The 18,705-nt window shown below is 32.2% G+C and carries 16 protein-coding genes; 11 read left to right on the forward strand and 5 right to left on the reverse strand.

Annotation, left to right across the window (positions count from 1 at the left end; all coding sequences use genetic code 11):
* Nucleotides 1-121 precede the first annotated feature (121 nt).
* The 6 genes from ACWA1F_RS01110 to rpe all read left to right on the forward strand — a co-directional run bounded on the left by ACWA1F_RS01110 (nt 122) and on the right by rpe (nt 8,781).
* Nucleotides 122-862 carry a hypothetical protein gene (locus tag ACWA1F_RS01110; RefSeq protein ID WP_306155769.1) on the forward strand — a complete coding sequence of 247 codons (741 nt, stop codon included), beginning with the start codon at nt 122-124 and terminating at the stop codon, nt 860-862.
* A complete protein-coding gene (locus ACWA1F_RS01115) occupies nt 863-3,643 on the forward strand; it encodes a TonB-dependent receptor (RefSeq protein ID WP_456890914.1) in 2,781 nt (926 codons plus the stop codon).
* A gap of 4 nt (nt 3,644-3,647) precedes the next feature.
* Complete coding sequence (locus ACWA1F_RS01120; RefSeq protein WP_456890916.1) at nt 3,648-4,877, forward strand: DUF4249 domain-containing protein; 1,230 nt, start codon at nt 3,648-3,650, stop codon at nt 4,875-4,877.
* Nucleotides 4,878-4,890: 13 nt separating this feature from the next.
* The gene (locus ACWA1F_RS01125; RefSeq protein WP_456890918.1) at nt 4,891-6,681 is read left to right on the forward strand and encodes a hypothetical protein; all 1,791 of its coding nucleotides are present in this window, start codon (nt 4,891-4,893) and stop codon (nt 6,679-6,681) included.
* Nucleotides 6,682-6,880: 199 nt separating this feature from the next.
* A complete protein-coding gene (locus ACWA1F_RS01130; protein WP_456890920.1) occupies nt 6,881-7,744 on the forward strand; it encodes a sigma-70 family RNA polymerase sigma factor in 864 nt (287 codons plus the stop codon).
* Between the two features lie 374 nt (nt 7,745-8,118).
* Nucleotides 8,119-8,781 carry a ribulose-phosphate 3-epimerase gene (gene rpe / locus ACWA1F_RS01135; RefSeq protein WP_456890922.1) on the forward strand — a complete coding sequence of 221 codons (663 nt, stop codon included), beginning with the start codon at nt 8,119-8,121 and terminating at the stop codon, nt 8,779-8,781.
* Here the strand turns inward: rpe and ACWA1F_RS01140 are convergent.
* A complete protein-coding gene (locus tag ACWA1F_RS01140) occupies nt 8,758-9,546 on the reverse strand; it encodes a DNA/RNA non-specific endonuclease (protein ID WP_456890924.1) in 789 nt (262 codons plus the stop codon). The genes rpe and ACWA1F_RS01140 overlap by 24 nt on opposite strands.
* 94 nt (nt 9,547-9,640) lie before the next feature.
* Complete coding sequence (locus ACWA1F_RS01145; RefSeq protein WP_456890926.1) at nt 9,641-11,824, reverse strand: carboxy terminal-processing peptidase; 2,184 nt, start codon at nt 11,822-11,824, stop codon at nt 9,641-9,643.
* Between the two features lie 214 nt (nt 11,825-12,038).
* Between ACWA1F_RS01145 and surE the strand changes: the two genes are divergently transcribed.
* The 5 genes from surE to ACWA1F_RS01170 are packed head-to-tail and all read left to right on the forward strand — an operon-like array spanning nt 12,039 to nt 16,828.
* Nucleotides 12,039-12,818: a 5'/3'-nucleotidase SurE gene (gene surE, locus ACWA1F_RS01150; protein WP_306155742.1), complete on the forward strand. Its 780-nt coding sequence runs from the start codon at nt 12,039-12,041 to the stop codon at nt 12,816-12,818.
* On the forward strand, nt 12,811-13,080 hold the full coding sequence (locus ACWA1F_RS01155) for a hypothetical protein (protein ID WP_456890927.1): 270 nt from the start codon (nt 12,811-12,813) through the stop codon (nt 13,078-13,080). Before surE ends, ACWA1F_RS01155 begins: the two co-directional genes overlap by 8 nt.
* Before the next feature lie 47 nt (nt 13,081-13,127).
* Entirely contained in the window at nt 13,128-14,249 is a 1,122-nt protein-coding gene (gene lpxB, locus ACWA1F_RS01160; protein ID WP_456890929.1) for a lipid-A-disaccharide synthase, read from the forward strand.
* Nucleotides 14,250-14,255: 6 nt separating this feature from the next.
* The gene (locus ACWA1F_RS01165; RefSeq protein ID WP_456890930.1) at nt 14,256-14,756 is read left to right on the forward strand and encodes a C40 family peptidase; all 501 of its coding nucleotides are present in this window, start codon (nt 14,256-14,258) and stop codon (nt 14,754-14,756) included.
* 47 nt (nt 14,757-14,803) lie between these two features.
* Nucleotides 14,804-16,828: a ComEC/Rec2 family competence protein gene (locus tag ACWA1F_RS01170; protein WP_456890932.1), complete on the forward strand. Its 2,025-nt coding sequence runs from the start codon at nt 14,804-14,806 to the stop codon at nt 16,826-16,828.
* A 3-nt stretch (nt 16,829-16,831) separates the two neighbouring features.
* On the opposite strand, the gene ACWA1F_RS01175 is transcribed toward ACWA1F_RS01170, so the two are convergent.
* From ACWA1F_RS01175 to ACWA1F_RS01185, 3 genes are all read right to left on the reverse strand, one after another.
* Nucleotides 16,832-17,281: a thioredoxin domain-containing protein gene (locus ACWA1F_RS01175; RefSeq protein WP_306155736.1), complete on the reverse strand. Its 450-nt coding sequence runs from the start codon at nt 17,279-17,281 to the stop codon at nt 16,832-16,834.
* A 260-nt stretch (nt 17,282-17,541) separates the two neighbouring features.
* Nucleotides 17,542-17,997, reverse strand: a complete 456-nt coding sequence (locus ACWA1F_RS01180; protein WP_456890934.1) for a thioredoxin family protein — start codon at nt 17,995-17,997, stop codon at nt 17,542-17,544.
* Nucleotides 17,998-18,215: 218 nt separating this feature from the next.
* Entirely contained in the window at nt 18,216-18,683 is a 468-nt protein-coding gene (locus ACWA1F_RS01185) for a thioredoxin family protein (protein ID WP_456890936.1), read from the reverse strand.
* Nucleotides 18,684-18,705: the final 22 nt, after the last annotated feature.

The following is an 18,705-nucleotide window of genomic DNA, read 5'->3' on the forward strand; positions in this document are numbered from 1 at the left end:
TCATACTATTAACTTAATTAAATAAAATTTTTATTACATTTTAACAATATTGCGTGATTTTTATAACATTTTTTTAATACTTTTGGAGCCATTCAATCCAAAAACAAAAATCACATTTCCTTTGAAAAATTACCAAAAAAAATTCATTTATCTTTCGATATTTGGAGTCTTCTTAAGCATATCACAGATACACTCACAATCTGTTGAAAAATTATCACTCTATGATTATTTCGATCAAGCGGTCGGAAAAGACAATTTGAATATCAATAACGGAATTGTACATAGTGAGCCTTTTCGAGCTATTGCAGGCAAAAACAGATATTACATTGAAGAGTTTAATGTTGGAGACATTAGTTTTGAAGGTCAGATTTATTCTAATGTCAATCTTAAATACGACATTTTAGTTGACCAAGTTATATACAAACAAGGTGGATCTTCAGAAAACCTACCAATTAATTTAATTAGCGAAAAAGTTGATTACTTCTTTATAAAAAACAAGAAATTTGTCAACTTAAAAGCCGAATCTACTAAATTCCCAAGTGTTATTAATGGCATTTACGAAGAAAATTACATCGATAATGTTTCTCTTTACATTAAACATTATAAGGAAAAAGTAAAAGTTTTTCAAAGTGACGGTGTTTACTACAATTTCATTTATAAAATAAACTACATCTTAAAATACAACAATTATTTTTATAAAGTAGATTCTCAAAAAGACATCAAAAAAATATTCCCAGATCTTAAAAAAGAAATCAACAGCTTTTACAGCACTAACAGAAAGTTAGAACGTTCCGACAAAACTCAGTTTATGGAAAATCTAGCAAAACAAATCAATGGTTTTTTAAGAAAAAGTTCTAATTAAATGAAAAAAATTACTTTTATACTCTTTTTAATCGCCTTTCAACAAATAATCAATTCTCAGGTAATTAGCGACAAAGTAACGGTTGAATTTAAAAATGCTTCCATAAAAACTGCCATTCAGGATATTGAGAAAGTATCTTATTTTAAATTCTATTTTGATGAAAAATGGTTTGAAAATGACAGCACTTTATTAAACAAACAATATAAAGAAGTGCGAATTGGCGAAGTTCTGGATGACGTGTTTCAAAATACAAGTTTTAATTACTTTGTCTCTCAAAACAAAGTAATTGTAACAAATAATAGTATTATTTACAGCCAGCTTCCAGATGATTATTTTGGCGGTTTTATGGAAAGAGATGAAAACGGACAAGTTACACCTGTCTTTTATCAGCAATATGATTCTGTAAAAAAGACAAACTCAAGAAATCCTAATAAAAATATTAGAGATCTTGTTCTGATCGGAAAAGAAGTTAAAGGACAGAAAAAGAAAACGTACACTTTATCAGGTTTTGTACGGGGTGGAAAAAATAATTCAGGCCTTGCAAATGTTCTAGTAAAAATTCCTAATTCAGAATTCACAGCTTCAACAGACAAGAGAGGATATTATAGTTTACAGGTTCCCGCCGGTTTAAATGTTTTAGAAACCGAAACATTTTCATACAATAAAGTCACTAAAAACATAATGGTTTATAATGACGGATCTTTGAATATTGCTTTAACGGAAAATATCAACCAGCTTGATGAAGTTTTAATTAACACAACTAAAAGTAAAAGCGCAAAATCTGCAATTACCGGCGTAACGACAATTGATGCTGAAGGAATTAAAAACGTTCCTTTGGTACTTGGCGAACGTGACATTCTTAAAGTCGCATTAACAATGCCGGGAATAAAAACTGCAGGAGAAGGATCCTCTGGATACAATGTAAGAGGCGGTAAAGAAGATCAGAATTTATTTTTACTTGATCATGCTACATTATACAATCCTTCGCATTTCTTTGGTTTTTTCACGGCTTTGAATCCATATACAACTAAAAAAGTGGATATTTATAAAGGAAGTATCCCTGCTGAATTTGGCGGAAGATTATCTTCTGTTTTTGACATTACTTCTAAAGTTGGAAACGTAAACGAATTTCAAGGAGAAGGCGGTATTGGTCCTGTTACTAGTAATTTAATGCTTTCTACTCCTGTCGTAAAAGGCAAATCAAGCTTGGTTTTTGGTGGTAGAGCAACTTATTCTGACTGGATTTTGAAAAGTTTAGACGAAGAAAATTTAAAAAATAGTCAAGCCTCATTTTATGATTTTATTCTAAAATACAATCATAAAATAAATGCTAATAATGATATTGAATCAACATTGTATTATAGCCATGACAAATTCAGTGTTTCTTCAGATTCATTATATAAATACAGCAACAGACTGGCAACTTTAAAATGGAATCATACTTTTAATGAAAAAAATAAAGGGTCGCTTATTGTTACAAACAGCGAATACAAATTCAACATTGACTACCAATCTGAAGGCTTGAATAATTTTGATTTTGGATATAAAATCAACGAAACTCAGGCAATGTTAAAAATGAATTATCTGTATAGCGATAAACATAAATTCAGTTATGGAATTTCGTCAAAACTATACTCTGTTGATCCTGGATATCTGAGCCCAAAAAATTCTGAATCTATTTTAGTTCCAATTGATGTAGAAACCGAGAAAGGACTGGAATCTGCGGCATACATTGGCGATAATTTTAAGATAAGCGACAAATTTCTACTAGATTTTGGTTTACGCTATTCTACTTTTGCCGCTTTGGGAAAATCTACTCAAAGAATTTACGAAGAAAATGTACCTATTAATGATGCTACGGTAATTGATACAAAAACGTACGACAATAATGAAGTCATTAAAAGATATGGCGGACTGGAACCAAGAATTGCGGCAAGATACTTTCTTACCGATGATTTTTCTATAAGAGCCAGCTATGACAAGACTTACCAATATATTCATTTATTATCAAACAACACAACGCAATCTCCTACTGATATTTGGAAACTTTCAGATTTGAATGTTAAGCCAGAAAGCGCACAACAAGTCTCTTTAGGTTTATATAAAAACTTAAAAGGCGGCGATATTGAGCTTAGTTTAGAAGGATATTACAAAAAATCGAAAAATATTTTAGACTATAAAGTTGGTGCCGAGTTATTATTAAACGAAAACATCGAAACCGAACTTTTACAAGGAGAAGGAAAAGCGTACGGTATAGAATTTTTACTTAAAAAGCAGGTTGGAAAACTTAATGGCTGGGTCGGCTATAGCTATTCTAGATCTTTAATAAAACTTGACAGCCAGTTTCAGCAGGAAAAAGTAAATGACGGAAAGTATTTCGCTTCCAATTTTGACAAACCACATGACTTTAGCGCTGTTTTAAATTATAAGATTACACAGCGTTACAGTTTTTCGAGTAACTTTATCTATCAGACTGGAAGACCCATTACTTATCCGATTGGAAGATATGATTACGGTAACGAGCAATACACAGTATACAGCGATCGTAACAAGTTTAGAATCCCAGACTACTTCAGACTTGATCTAGGTTTGAATATTGAAGGAAATCATAAAATTAAAAAATTAGCACATAGTTTTTGGAACATCTCAGTTTATAATGTTTTAGGAAGAAACAACCCTTACTCCGTATTTTTTATTACAGACAAAGGACAAATCAAAGCTTATAAAACATCTATTTTCGCTTATCCGATTCCAAGTATTACTTATAATTTTAAGTTTTAAAGACATGAAAAAATACCTATATAAAATCTCATTATTATTCATTCTGACATTTGCAATTAGCAGCTGTACAGAGCAATATGTTTTTCAGAATACTGATTTTGAAAGCGCCCTTGTTGTAGAGGGAACGATTACCAACGAACTTAAAAATCAAACTATCAGACTTTCGCAGGTTTATCAGCTTGAAGAAACCGGACCAAGGCTCGAAAAAGGTGCGAATGTATTTGTTTTAGACGATCAAGGCAACGAATATCAATTTGAAGAAAAAGATACTATATACGCTTCTATTACACCTTTCAAAGCCGAACCTGGAAGAAAATACCAATTAAAAATTAGAACAAGTGCGGGTAAAAATTACAGTTCAGACGAACAGATTTTAACCACAGAAACCAAAATAGATAATGTAACTGCGACCGTAGAAAATGTAAATGGAGAAAGAGGCGTTCAAATAAACGTAAACAGCTTTGACCCAACTAATACTTCAAAATACTATCGCTATGAATATACTGAAACGTACAAAATTATAGCACCTGTTTGGGATCCTAGAGAAGCTGTAATGGAAAGCTATCCAGCCGTTCCTGAAAATCCGATAGAGGGCACTCCAGGATCTCCTGCTGGAGAAAACATAGTGGTGAGACCTAGAAATAGAGAAACCAAAACTTGCTATTCTACTAAAAAATCCGATTATATAATTTTAAATAATACAAATAGCTTAAGTGAAGATCGCGTACATTTTCCTGTACGCTTTATCAGCAATCAAAATTATATAATCTCGCACCGCTATAGCATTTTTGTAAAACAATATGTTCAAAACTTAGCGGCCTATACTTATTATAAAACTTTAAAAGACCTTTCAAGCTCTGGAGGAATTCTTTCTCCAAAACAGCCTGGTTTCTTTTATGGGAATATAAAGTCTGTAGAAAATCCATCAGAAAAAGTGATCGGTTTCTTTGAAGTTTCTGCTGTTTCTTCTGAAAGAATATTTTTTAATTACGCTGATTTATTTCCAAAAGAAAATCTTCCACCTTATTATGAAACTGATTGCGACATTAAAAATTTTATAGATTGTGAAGGACTTCCTCCTTGCAGCGGACCACAACTTCGTAATTTAATAAGATCAAGAGAATTAGTCTTCGTGTCAACTAATTTTAATGGTGACTACGGAATGGTAAAACCACCATGCGGTGACTGTACGTCATTTTCATCTAATATTGTCCCTCCTTTTTGGATAGATTAATTTTTTATAATTCATGAGAAATCTTTACACATATTATAATCAAGCGAATATCAGAAGAATTAAGCATATCATTCTTTTGGTAATTTTGTTAATGCAGAACAGATTTGTTTTTGCACAGCATCTTCAAAATAAAAATACGCCTACTCTTTCAACTCAGGAAACTATTTTTCTACATTCAAATACTACAACTTTTTTGACTGGAGAAACATTGTATTTCAAACTGTATTGTTTAGATCCTTTAAACAATAAAACAAGCCAAATCAGTAAAATTGCTTATGTTGAATTAATTGACAGCGAAAAAAAATCTGTTCAGAAAAACAAAATATACCTTGATAACGGAATTGGAACGGGAGATTACTTTATTCCGACAACTCTAAAAACTGGAAATTACAAAGTGGTTGCCTACACAAAATGGATGCTAAATGATCCGAATTCGCAAAAACACCAACTAGATATTTTCATCATAAATCCGTTTCAAACTCAAGAGTCAACAGATAACATAACATTTAATCTTGCTGACACGCAAAATACTGCGACAACAACTCAAATTATAAATTCAAATACAGAAAATAATAAAAGAATTGATTTTGAATTTGACAAAGAAAGTTACTATACTAGAGAAAAAGTCAATTTAAAATTGAAATCGCTGACTGAAACTATCGAAAAAGGAAATTATTCTGTTTCGATCAGAAAAACAGATCAAATCCCAACTTTAAAACAGCTTACCCCAGCAGAATTCACCAAGAAATCTGCAGAAAATTATGCTGCTTTTAATACAAGTTCATTTACCTATATTCCAGAGGTAAGATCAGAACTTATCACAGGCTATCTTACATCAAGCAATAATCAGGATTTGAGCAACAAGTCGATTGCTTTATCACTGCCTGGAAAGGAATACGTATTGAAAATTGTAAAAACAAATGCTCAAGGAAAATTTGCATTTTTACTAGATCAATTTCCTAATTTTCCAAATGCTATTTTGCAAGTAACAGACGAAAACCGAAATGACTACACTATTCACTTAGATGGTTTTCCAAAGTATGATAGTTCTTCATTACAATTTACATCAAAGTTGAATTTATCTCCCAACTTAAAACAAGAAATTGAAGAAAGATCAACGGCTAGCCAAATTCAAAATGCTTATTATCAAATTAAAAAAGACAGTTTGGTGACAGAAGCCGTTATGAATCCTTTTTTCAGCACAATTGAAAAAGCTTATGTTTTAGATGACTACACAAGATTCCCTACATTAAAAGAAAACATTGTAGAGGTTATTGTAGAGCTTTATTACAGAAGAAATAACGGCAAATATGTGCTTCATATTAGAAACAACCAAAAAGATCTAGAAATTTATGGCCCACCATTGGTATTAGTAGATGGATTATTAATTCAGGATCCAAGTGATCTTTTTGATTACAACATGGCCAATGTAAACAAAGTAAGTTTAATTACAGAGCCTTATGTTTATGGACCAAATTTATATGGCGGTTTAATAAGTTTTGAAACTAAAAACAATGAATTTTCAGAAAATTACGCAAAAAAATATCTGAAAACAATGGAAATTCAGCGTCCTAATCCTCAAAAAGTATACAACAATCCAGATTATGCATCGGGAAATAAACTGCAAAGGATTCCAGACTACAGATATCAATTATTATGGAAACCTGATGTGAAATTAGAATCTAAAGAAGACCAATTGTCTTTTTACACTTCAGACATTAAAGGAAATTTTGAAGTTGTTTTAGAAGGCTTTACAGAAAACGGACAACCTGTTTACGTTTCAAAAAACATTACTGTAAAATAATAACTCCTTATTTATAATACATTTAGCCTTGACCAATAATTTGATCAAGGCTAAATTTTATACCTCAATTAACACGTTAAATTATCGATTCAATCTGGTATTGCATAAAAATTTAAAAAAAATTAAAAATAATTGTAACTTTTTCGATACTCTCTACGTATAACCATTTGTACACTTTAAAAAATAGGGAGACAACAACATGAGACAACTTAAAATCACCAAGCAGGTAACTAATCGTGAAACTGCATCGTTAGATAAATATCTACAAGAAATTGGAAAAGTTGACCTAATTACCGCTGATGAAGAGGTAGAATTAGCACAAAGAATAAAGACTGGTGATCAAAGAGCTTTAGAAAAACTAACAAAAGCCAACCTACGTTTCGTAGTATCTGTGGCTAAACAATATCAAAATCAAGGATTAACTCTTCCTGACTTAATTAATGAAGGAAACTTAGGTTTAATTAAAGCGGCTCAACGTTTTGATGAAACTCGTGGTTTCAAATTCATTTCTTACGCTGTATGGTGGATTCGTCAATCGATTCTTCAAGCATTAGCTGAACAATCTCGTATTGTACGTTTACCATTAAATAAAATTGGTTCTATCAATAAAATCAACAAAATGTACGCTTTATTAGAGCAGTCTAATGAGCGTCCGCCTTCTGCTGAGGAAATTGCAAAAGAACTTGACATGACCGTAAACGACGTAAAAGAGTCTATGAAAAACTCTGGACGTCACCTATCTATGGATGCTCCGCTTGTTGAAGGAGAAGATTCTAACCTTTATGACGTATTACGTTCTGGTGAATCTCCAAATCCAGATAGAGAATTAATTCACGAATCTCTTCGTACTGAAATCGAACGTTCTTTAGAAACATTAACTCCAAGAGAGGCAGATGTTGTTCGTTTGTATTTTGGTCTTGGCGATCAGCACCCAATGACTCTTGAAGAAATCGGAGAGACTTTCGACCTAACTCGTGAGCGTGTTCGTCAGATTAAAGAAAAAGCAATCCGCAGATTGAAACACACTTCTAGAAGTAAAATCCTTAAAACTTATTTAGGATAAAAATATTAAATTTCAATACTAAAATTCCAAATTCCAACACAAATTGGAATTTGGGTTTTATAATTTGGAATTTTACCGCAAACAACAGTTTGATTGACTGTTCGTTTTTTGATTGATGATTGAAACTCCGGCTGATTACCGGAGTTTTTTATTTGTTAATGTTTTTGTTACGCAAAGGGCGCAAAGGATTTTCGCAGAGCGCGCTAAGATTATAAAAAGGTTCTTGTTAAAGATAAAGTCCACAAAGCTTTGTGAACTTTGCCTTCTTATTTATTTAAAAAAAAACTTTGCGCACTCTGCGAAAATCCTTTGCGAGCTTTGCGGTAAAATTTCACATTCTAAGTATCTTTGTAAAAACAACACACAACTATACAATGATAAATACATTTATTGCTCCTTCAGTTCTTGCAGCAGATTTTGCTAATTTACAGCGAGATGTCGAAATGATTAATAACAGTCAAGCCGACTGGTTTCATATCGATATTATGGATGGAGTTTTTGTACCGAATATTTCTTTCGGAATGCCGGTTTTAGAAGCAATTTCAAAACATGCCAAAAAATATATTGATGTACATTTAATGATTATTGATCCAGATCGATACATTAAAAATTTTGCCGATTTAGGAGCAAATGGACTAACCGTACATTACGAAGCTTGCACACATTTACATAGAACATTGCAAGCAATTAAAGCAGAAGGAATGAAAGCTGGAGTAGCTATGAATCCGCATACTAATGTTGACTTATTAGAAGACGTTATTAATGATATTGATGTGGTTTGCATTATGAGCGTAAATCCAGGATTTGGGGGCCAGTCATTCATCGAAAACACTTATGACAAAGTAAAGAAACTAAAAGCGCTAATTACACGCAAAAACGCTTCAACACTAATCGAAATCGATGGTGGCGTGACAAGCAAAAATGCCAAGCAATTAGTAGAAGCTGGAGCTGATGTTTTAGTTGCTGGAAGCTTTGTTTTCAAAGCTGAAAATCCAACAGAAACTATTGCAGATTTAAAAGTCCTTACTACTTTTTAATTTTTTAAGATTCGGGAAGAAATCAATTCCAGTCATTTTTTCTAAAGTTTCAATCGGAACAACAAAATCATAAATCGATTTGTCGCTCTTTTCGTTTGGAACCAAAAAAGCAATTGCTTTATGCTCTTTACCATTTTTAGCTAAAACAATTTTATAAAAATATTTAGGGACAGCAACATTTTCTTTCCCTATTTTTTTATCCGAATCTTTTAGAATTCCGCCAGTCACTACATAAATATCATTGTATTTCCCAGCCCAGTAACGCGTCTTCTGCTCTATTCTATTCCAAATTCCAGAATTGAATTCCTTTTTCTGCGGAGAAATATTCGAAGTATAAAAAGTATCATTGTAAGCCTCTTTACTAAATTCCATATCTCCAGCAGGGCAAAGATGTCCTTTATCATAACCCGATTTTTTATAGTTTCTCCAATCTGCAGAACCTGTTGTTACTTTTGGATCTTCAATAAAATATGGTCTTTTGAAATCATTATTTTTCAAATATTCTTTTTTCAATTCGTAAGCCACCCATTCTGCTTGTTCAAACTTTTCATTATATGACAAAGTGTAATATTGATGCTTTACAATCTGTTTTGTTGTCGAAGTTGGCAAATAAGCAACCGTATAGACAGTACTATCAGTCGCTGTTGGATTTCCCTTAAAAGAAACAGCTTCTTCATTACTTCCTTTTTCAGTAATTTCTACATTTTCCTTTTTACAAGAAAACAAAGCGAAACTCATTAAAACCAAACTCAAACAAACTTTCATATTTCTATTTTTTAAAAGTTAAACTTACAAAAAAACGCTCCATAAATTCAAAAATTTATAGAGCGTTTTTAAACAAATTAAATTCTTTTCGAACTTAAGACTTCACTAGTTTATCCTTTTTCATTTTAGGATTAACCGCATTTTTTACCAAACCTTTTGTCTGTAAATCATCCAAAACATTCAAAGCTTCTTCTACATAAACATCTTTAGATAAAGCTTGGTGCCAAGCATCTCTTTTCTCTTTTAAAGAAGCATCTGCTTTCATTTCATCTTCTTCATAAGGAAGCGATTTAAAAATCAAATCGTTTTTGTAATCAGAAATTGGTTTGTATTTTTTTCCTTCGTTTTCAACTTGTTCTTGAGTTGCTTTAAAACTCTTAATATTCAAGCTGTATACGTTCTCTTTGTTTTTAACATCGATCCATTTCGCATTATCATCAATCAATTTGAACTGAGCATTTTGAGCAATTCTGTTTTTACTGTTCATAATTGCTTTATTGAAATTCTCAGTAGAAGTCCAAGTGCTGTAATCGGCTGGATCAATTTTGTCCCAAGGCATTGCATTGTCGATATCTCTTTCTCCCATTTTTAAGTAAGCATAACGATCTGGCATTACCACATCACTATGAACACCTTCTAATTGAGTCGAACCTCCATTAATTCTGTAAAATTTCTGCCCCGTAATTTTCAATGCGCCAAGATCTCCGTAGTTTGCATTACGCACAAACTGATTTAAATCTAATACATTTTGAACAGTACCTTTACCGTAAGTTTGTTTACTTCCGATAATAACTCCACGTTTGTAATCTTGAATAGCTGCCGCTAAAATTTCAGATGCCGAAGCAGAAAAACTGTTCACCATAATTACAAGCGGACCATCCCATTCGATTTTTTTATCTTTATCGTATAAAACTTCTTTCTTTTTACCAGCAGATTTTACCTGAACAATTGGCCCTTCTTCGATAAATAAACCAGCAATATCAACCACGGTAGAAAGAGATCCACCGCCATCATCACGAACGTCTAACACGATACCGTTAATATTTTGCTGTTTCAATCTTTCAACCTCGCGAGCAATATCTTTTCCTGCGTCACGTCCATCTTTATTTTCAAAATCGATATAGAATTTAGGAAGATAAATCACCCCATATTTCAATCCGTTTTTCTCAACAATACTAGATTTAGCGTAGGTTTCTTCAATTTCAACAACATCTCTAATAATTGAAATCACTTTAATAGAACCGTCTACTTTTTTAACTGTCAGTTTTACTTCAGTTCCTTTGTGACCTTTAATTTTTTTCACAACATCGTCCAAACGCATTCCAACAACATCTACCGGTTCCTCATTTCCTTGAGCAACTTTCAAAATTAAATCTCCCGCTTCAAGCTGTTTTCCTTTCCAAGCCGGACCTCCAGAAATCAATTCGTCAATTTGAGTAAAATCATTTTTCTTAGTCAAACGAGCTCCGATTCCTTCCAATTTACCACTGATATTAACATCAAAACGGTCTTTTTCTTCTGGTGCAAAATAACTTGTATGTGGGTCAAAACGAGCCATGATAGAATTCAAATACACAGAAAACCAGTATTCTCTATTCAAATCTTTAATTACGCTAAAATTATCATCTAGAGATTTTAGAGAACTTTCGCGAGTTTCTTTCTCTAAAGTTTCAAAAGGCTTTTCTTTGTAAGCTGGATCTTTTTTCTTCTTTTCTTCTTCAATTTTTTGTTTAGTAACTAAAGAAGAAAGTGTAGATAATTTTATTTGTTTTCTCCATCTTTCATTAATCTCAGCTAAGTTTTTTGCATACGGGATTTTTTCATAATCCGCATCAAAAGTTTCATCAACATTATAGTTAAATGGCTGCGCTAAAATCGTTTTATAACGTTTTTTGCTTTCTTCCATACGCTTCATTAACCTTGTATAAGTCAGGTTGAAGAATGTAATATCTTTATTCAAAAACTGATCATCCAACATTAATTCATATTGCTTAAACTCGTCAATATCAGACTGAAGGAAAAATCTTTTTGAAGGATCTAGAGCCTCAATATAATCTTTAAAAATACCTTTTGAGAATTCATCATTTATTTCTGCCGGACTATAATGCCCTTTTTCAATAACAAATGCTAGCAATTCCAAAAGTGTCTTGTCTCTATTAGGATCTGGGTCGATTGTCCTATCGGCATTCATTTTAAATGCAAATAAGGTAAGCGATAAGCACAATACGGCTATGAGTATCTTATAATTTCTTTTCATAAACTTTATAATAGCATTCATCAAAATTTTTTATCTAAATTACGTTAAAAACTATGCCACGAGAGCTAACGTCACGATAATTTTTTGTTAAAGATATAAAAATGTTTAATTCGCAAAAAAGTTCTTTACCTTAGTTGACAAATTTTGCATTATTTGTGACTTATCTCGAATAATTTGCAATTAAATTTAGATTTAAAATCTTACAATTGTTAAAACTACACATAATTTTTATTAAATGAAAGCTGAGAAACCACTAATTTTAGTAACTAACGATGATGGTATTCTGGCTCCCGGAATTAGAGCCCTTATTAGCGTTATGGAAACCATAGGCGACGTAATTGTCGTTGCGCCAGACAAACCACAAAGCGCAATGGGTCACGCCATAACAGTAAACAATACATTATTTATAGATAAAATTTCGAAAGAAAATGATACAATTGCAGAATACAGCTGTTCTGGAACTCCTGTTGATTGTGTAAAACTTGCTGTCAACGAAATCTTAAAACGCAAACCAGATTTGTGCGTTTCGGGAATAAACCACGGATCCAATTCTTCTATCAATGTCATTTATTCTGGAACAATGAGCGCGGCCGTAGAAGCGGGAATTGAAGGTATTCAGGCAATTGGTTTTTCTCTTTTGGATTTTGATTGGAATGCCGATTTTGAACCCATAAAATCTTTTGTCAAAAAGATTGCTTTAGAAACCCTTGCCAATAAACTCCCTCCAGGAGTTGTTTTAAATGTCAATTTTCCAAAACTTAAAGAATCAGAAATAAAAGGAATTAAAGTTTGCCGTCAAGCGAAAGCCTACTACGCACAGAAATTTGAAAAAAGACAAACTCCTTTCGGAAAAGATTATTACTGGCTTGCCGGAAAATTTGTCAATGAAGACCAAGGCGAAGATACTGACGAATGGGCTCTGGCAAACGGATATATTTCTGTAGTTCCTGTACAATTTGACTTGACTGCCCACCACTCTATTCAGCAACTTAACACTTGGAAATTAAATGACTAAAGAAATACTAATCGGTTTTTTAATCGGAATTTTTACGGCTCTTTTAGGAAGCTATCTATTCATCACTTTTTTCACAACATTTGACATTTCTTCAGGATTTCAAATGATTAGAAAGCAAGGATATTTGGGAAAAATAATCACTTTAGGAACACTTTTAAATCTTGCTGTATTTGCTATTCTTTTAAAAAGAAATAAAGAATTTATGGCTCGAGGTGTAATTTTAGCCGTGATTGTACTGGCAATTTCTACATTAGTTATTTAAATATTATCTTTGCTAAGTCACCGTTAGCACTTTACAAAAAAACCAACATGAAGTATTACATCATTGCAGGAGAAGCCTCTGGAGATTTACACGGTTCCAATTTAATGAAGGCATTATACGTTGAAGATCCAGAAGCAGAAATTAGATTTTGGGGCGGCGACTTAATGCAAAAAGCAGGCGGAACTCTCGTAAAACACTATCGTGACCTTGCTTTTATGGGCTTCATCGAAGTGGTTTTCAATTTAAAAACTATTTTAAATAATATTAAAATCTGCAAAAAAGACATCACGGAATTTCAGCCAGATGTTATTATTTTTATTGATTATCCTGGTTTTAATATGCGAATTGCAAAATGGGCTAAAGAATTAGGCTATAAAACGCATTATTATATTTCTCCTCAGATCTGGGCTTGGAAAGAAAACCGAATCAAAGCCATTAAACAAGACGTCGATAAGATGTATGTTATTTTGCCTTTCGAAAAAAGTTTTTACGAAGACAAACATCATTTTCCAGTAGATTTTGTCGGGCATCCGCTTATTGATGCCATCCAGAATCAGCCAGCATTTAACGAGGAATTGTTTCGAAAAGAAAATAATCTGGGCGAAAAACCAATTATTGCTGTTCTGCCAGGAAGCCGTAAACAGGAAATTACCAAAATGCTGAGCGTAATGCTAAGTGTTGTTGATGATTTTCAGGATTACGAATTTGTAATTGCTGGCGCTCCAAGTCAGGAATATGAATTTTATCAGCAGTTTCTAAAAAACAAAAACATCGCTTTTGTTTCTAATAAAACTTACGATCTGCTTCGTTCTTCAACAGCTGCGCTAGTAACTTCTGGAACGGCAACTCTAGAAACGGCTCTTTTTAAAGTGCCTGAAGTGGTTTGCTATAAAGGAAGCGAAGTTTCTTATCAGATTGCCAAACGTATTATTACTTTAAAATACATTTCTCTTGTCAATTTAATTATGGATAAGGAAGTGGTAACCGAATTAATTCAAGGAGATTGCAACAAAAAACGAATCAAAGAAGAGCTTCAAAAATTATTAGAGCCCGACTATCGCAATAAAGTGTTGCAAAACTACGATATATTAGAACAAAAATTAGGTGGAGTTGGTGCAAGCAAAAACACCGCAAAACTTATCGTAGCCGATTTAAAACAAAATAATTAATTGATTTTGAAAAAAATAATCCTTTTTCTGCTTTTAGCAATTGCTTTCACTTCTTGTAAATCCACTTCAACAGCAGTATCAAAAAATAGCAATACAAAAAGCGAATCAAAAAAAGAAAGCAGGTATTTAGTTAATAATTTAGTAGAAAAAGCAACCGAAAATATTGGAGTTCGTTACAAAGCTGGAGGAACCACCAAAAGCGGATTTGATTGCTCAGGACTTGTTTATACCACTTTTGAAAGTGAGAATATCAAACTTCCGAGACCCTCTTACGAACAGGCAAAAGTTGGAAAGGTAATTCCGCTAAATGATGCCCAAAAGGGAGATTTGATTTTCTTTAAAACCAATAAAAGTAGAACTATAAATCACGTCGGATTAATTACAGAAGTCAATTCTGATGAAGTAAAATTTGTCCATTCTTCTACATCAAAAGGTGTAATTATTTCTTCTACTAAAGAACCTTATTATAAAAACTCTTTTGAACAAGTTAACAGAGTTATTCCTTAAATAAAAAATTTATTATTTTTCTTACAAATATTTAATACTTTTACACCATGAAAGTATTAGATTTTCCGTTAGTAAAAATTATAATTGCTTTTGCACTTGGCGTAATTGCCTCGTACTATCTGCATTTTTCGATTTCATTAGTTATTATTTTGCTTGCGTTGAGTTTTGTCTCTTTTTGCGGAGCTTTCTTTTGGTCTTTAAACCGAAATAAGAAATCTTTTTTATTCGGATTTTCAAGTTATATTTTGTCTTTCTTCATTGGCACTTTTACACTTTTAAGCCATACCGAAAACCTTCAGAAAAACAATTATACTCATTGTAAATCTGCTTTCAAAAATCCTCAATCTATAACTTTACTTTTAAGAGAAAAATTAAAAAGCAATGATTACAGCGATAGATACATCGGCCTTATAAAAACGATCTCAGGAAAACCGTATTCGGGAAAAATAATTGTAAACGTTCAGAAGGACAGTAGCAAAAACCATTTGATTATTGGCAACAGCATTAAAATTCAAACGCTTTTACAGGAAAACAAATCAAGCAAAAATCCGAATCAATTTGACTACGGCCGTTACTTGGCAGACAAACAAATCTATGCACAGATTTATTGCCAGAAAAATCAAATTCTAGTTAGCAAAACTATCCAAAAAGACATTTGGTATTATTGCGCTAGATTGCATTCGAGAATAATTTCCAATCTTGAAAAATCAAAATTCAATAAAGAGGAAATGAATGTAGCTTTGGCATTAATTTTAGGCCAACAGCAAGAGATTTCACCCGACATTATTCAAGATTATCAATATTCTGGAGCAACGCATGTTTTATCGGTTTCTGGGCTTCACGTGGGCTTTATAATGCTTTTTATCACTTTTATTCTAAAGCCAATTCCAAACACAAAAAAAGGGTCTTTCATTAAATTAACTTCGATTCTCGTTTCTTTGGCTGGCTTTGCGGTAATTTCAGGTTTATCTCCTTCCGTTCTCAGATCTGTAGTCATGTTTTCATTTCTTGCCATTGGCAATCATCTTCGCAGAAACGGCAATATCTACCATACTTTATTGGTTTCGATTTTATTGATCTTACTTTTTGAACCGTATTTCCTATTTGATGTTGGTTTTCAATTAAGTTATTTGGCGTTATTTTTCATTCTTTGGCTACAGCCCATTTTAAAAAATATCTACAAACCAAAAAACAAGTTAGCGGTTTACATTTGGGAAGCGCTAACTGTTTCGTTTGCTGCGCAGATTGGCACGTTGCCTTTATGCCTTTATTATTTTCATCAATTTCCAGGATTATTTTTTGTCACAAATATCATCATACTTCCGCTTTTATCATTCATCATGATTGCCGGAATTGTCGTTATGATTATTGCTATTTTTAGCAGTCCACCAATATTTATTACAAAGATTTTTGAGAAAAGCATTTATCTGTTAAACCTTATGATTCATGCGGTCGCCTCTGTTGATTCATTTGTTATTCGTGATATCAGCTTTAATATGTATCATTTATGGGCATTCTCAATCTTTATAATAAGTACCATAATCTGGATCAAAAAACCGAATTTTCAGAAATTGCTACTGGCATCTGCTTCTATTATACTGATTCAGCTTGCTTTTATTTTTACCAAAATAGAAACTGAAAAACAAAAAGAATTAATTGTTTACAACGAAAAGAACAATACGCTTATTTCTGAGCGTTTGGGAAAAAATATTGTGCTTTATAGCAGAGACACTACAATTCATAACAACAAAAATATTAATTCGTACCTCGTCGGAAATTCAATTGATTTGTCTGGAATTAAAAAGATTCAAAATCTGCTTTACTTTAAAAACACCAAAATTCTGATTATAGATAGCAGTAGAACTTTTTCAGAAAAAATAAAACCAGACATTTTAATTCTTACTCAAACTTCTAGACTTAATCTTGATCGGTTGCTAGAAAATATACAGCCTAAAATTGTAATTGCAGATGGCTCCAACTCAAACTCCATTCTGAAATATTGGAAAACTAGCTGCAGTAAAAAAAATATCCCTTTTCATTCAACAAAAGAAAAGGGATATTATAGATTATAATTTTTATTCTGGATTTAAAATCGAATTGGATTCAGAAATCCAAGCTTTCGCACTAGAAGAAGTATATCCAATAAGTCCGAGTTTGTTAAAATTTGTTTTGTCTTTTCTAACAGTCACTTCAGAAAAACAAACTTGCGGAATCTCTTCGATACCAAAAGCATTCTTTAAACGTAAGTTTTGCTCTTTAGCGGCATCAGTAATAGTAGGATCTGAAAGATCTAGTTTGACCAAAATAACATTTTTACGAGCCCACTCTTCAAAATCTCGAGTAGAAAAAATTTCATTTTGCAGCTGCTGGTTTACACCCTGCCCAGTAAAAAAAATCAGCAAGGGCTTTCTCTTTTCGGCACTTGTAGCCACAGCGTCATTAATGTCTGTTTTCCATATTATATTTTGAGAATTCATACAAAATGGACTTAAAAACAATAGTAGGATAAGTAGTTTTTTCGGCATATAATTTTGGTTTTGGTTATGTTAATAAAACTAAAGTAGTATAAAAATATAATCCAATAAAAACTTTTAAGCGATTAAAAACCAACTTCTAAACATTAAAATCAAATTGCTAATAAATAGTCTATTTTTTAATAAATGTAAAATAAACACTAATTAAAATAATCAAATTCTTAGTAAACCCTTTTATAAAAAAATCCCCTTCTGTAAAACAGAAAGGGACTAAAAAAAAAATTAAAATAAAAGTCGAATGAAATCGTTTACTATTCTGCTGGATGTAAAATTGCATTTGATTCTGCAATCCAAGCCTTGGCTCCTCCAGGTTTATACGCTATTTTTCCTAAAGCGCTAAAAGTAGTTTTGTTTTTTCTTACTGATGCCATTGCAAAGCATACTTCTGGAAGATCTTGAACTCCAAATGCATTTTTTAATTTCACATTTTGTTCGCGATCGCTATCTGAAGCGTTCATATCAGACAAATCCAGTTTTACCAAGACCACGTTATCTCTTGACCAAACAGCAAAATCTGGCGTTTTAAAGATTTCATTTTGAAGATTTTCTGGTACACCTGAGGCAGTGAATAAAATCAACATTGGTTTTTTCTGGTCATTACTTATGGCAATGGCATCTGTCATGTTTGTTCTCCATGCTAGATTATTTTGTGCTTGCATCATAAATGACCCAAAAAAAAACAGTAGGATAAGTAATTTTTTAGTCATATAAATTGGTTTTGGTTAGATTAGCAAGACGAAATTAACATTATATTTTAGTTATCCAAATTTTATTGGCACAAAAAATACATTATGTGTTTTTTTATATATAATAAAATATAAAACACACAATCTAAAAGCTTTTTGTAAAGAATTTTTCCTACTAAACACAAAAAAAAAGCCCCTTACTAAGTAAGAGGCTTTTTTTGATTATTTTAAATCGAAATTTATAATTTCTTTGGATGTACAATTCCTTCTGCAACAGTTAACCATGCTGATGGTCCGCCAGCCACATAGCCTGTTTTACCAAGACCTTTAAAGTTGACTTTTCCTTCTTTTGTTTCTGCACTTGTAAAGAAAACAGTTGGAAACCCCTGAATACCAAAAGCTTGTTGCAATTCGTTATTTTGACTTTTAAGCTCTGGAGTCTGCGGAACAGATCTAGGATAATCTAATTCAACCAAAACTACATTATCTGTTGCCCATTTTTTAAATTCAGCAGTCTTTAAAACTTCATTTTGCAAACGAATACACCAGCCACACCAATCACTACCAGTAAAAAACATAAGCATAGGCTTTTGTTCTTTATTGCTAACAGTAATCGCTTCTCTAACATCTGTATACCATTTTAATTCTTGTGCCTGAAGATTTGCAGCACCAAGTAAAAACAAAGCAATAAGTACTATTTTTTTCATAATGAGAAATTTTCCACAAATT

This window comes from Flavobacterium erigeronis, from assembly GCF_054075165.1.

What these genes read in the sequence shown, in the direction of transcription:
- ACWA1F_RS01115 (WP_456890914.1), top strand. Translation starts at nt 863, where the DNA reads ATGAAAAAAATTACTTTTATACTCTTTTTAATCGCCTTTCAACAAATA.
- ACWA1F_RS01120 (WP_456890916.1), top strand. Translation starts at nt 3,648, where the DNA reads ATGAAAAAATACCTATATAAAATCTCATTATTATTCATTCTGACATTT.
- ACWA1F_RS01125 (WP_456890918.1), top strand. Translation starts at nt 4,891, where the DNA reads ATGAGAAATCTTTACACATATTATAATCAAGCGAATATCAGAAGAATT.
- ACWA1F_RS01130 (WP_456890920.1), top strand. Translation starts at nt 6,881, where the DNA reads ATGAGACAACTTAAAATCACCAAGCAGGTAACTAATCGTGAAACTGCA.
- rpe (WP_456890922.1), top strand. Translation starts at nt 8,119, where the DNA reads ATGATAAATACATTTATTGCTCCTTCAGTTCTTGCAGCAGATTTTGCT.
- ACWA1F_RS01140 (WP_456890924.1), bottom strand. Translation starts at nt 9,546, where the DNA reads ATGAAAGTTTGTTTGAGTTTGGTTTTAATGAGTTTCGCTTTGTTTTCT.
- ACWA1F_RS01145 (WP_456890926.1), bottom strand. Translation starts at nt 11,824, where the DNA reads ATGAATGCTATTATAAAGTTTATGAAAAGAAATTATAAGATACTCATA.
- surE (WP_306155742.1), top strand. Translation starts at nt 12,039, where the DNA reads ATGAAAGCTGAGAAACCACTAATTTTAGTAACTAACGATGATGGTATT.
- ACWA1F_RS01155 (WP_456890927.1), top strand. Translation starts at nt 12,811, where the DNA reads ATGACTAAAGAAATACTAATCGGTTTTTTAATCGGAATTTTTACGGCT.
- lpxB (WP_456890929.1), top strand. Translation starts at nt 13,128, where the DNA reads ATGAAGTATTACATCATTGCAGGAGAAGCCTCTGGAGATTTACACGGT.
- ACWA1F_RS01170 (WP_456890932.1), top strand. Translation starts at nt 14,804, where the DNA reads ATGAAAGTATTAGATTTTCCGTTAGTAAAAATTATAATTGCTTTTGCA.
- ACWA1F_RS01175 (WP_306155736.1), bottom strand. Translation starts at nt 17,281, where the DNA reads ATGCCGAAAAAACTACTTATCCTACTATTGTTTTTAAGTCCATTTTGT.
- ACWA1F_RS01180 (WP_456890934.1), bottom strand. Translation starts at nt 17,997, where the DNA reads ATGACTAAAAAATTACTTATCCTACTGTTTTTTTTTGGGTCATTTATG.
- ACWA1F_RS01185 (WP_456890936.1), bottom strand. Translation starts at nt 18,683, where the DNA reads ATGAAAAAAATAGTACTTATTGCTTTGTTTTTACTTGGTGCTGCAAAT.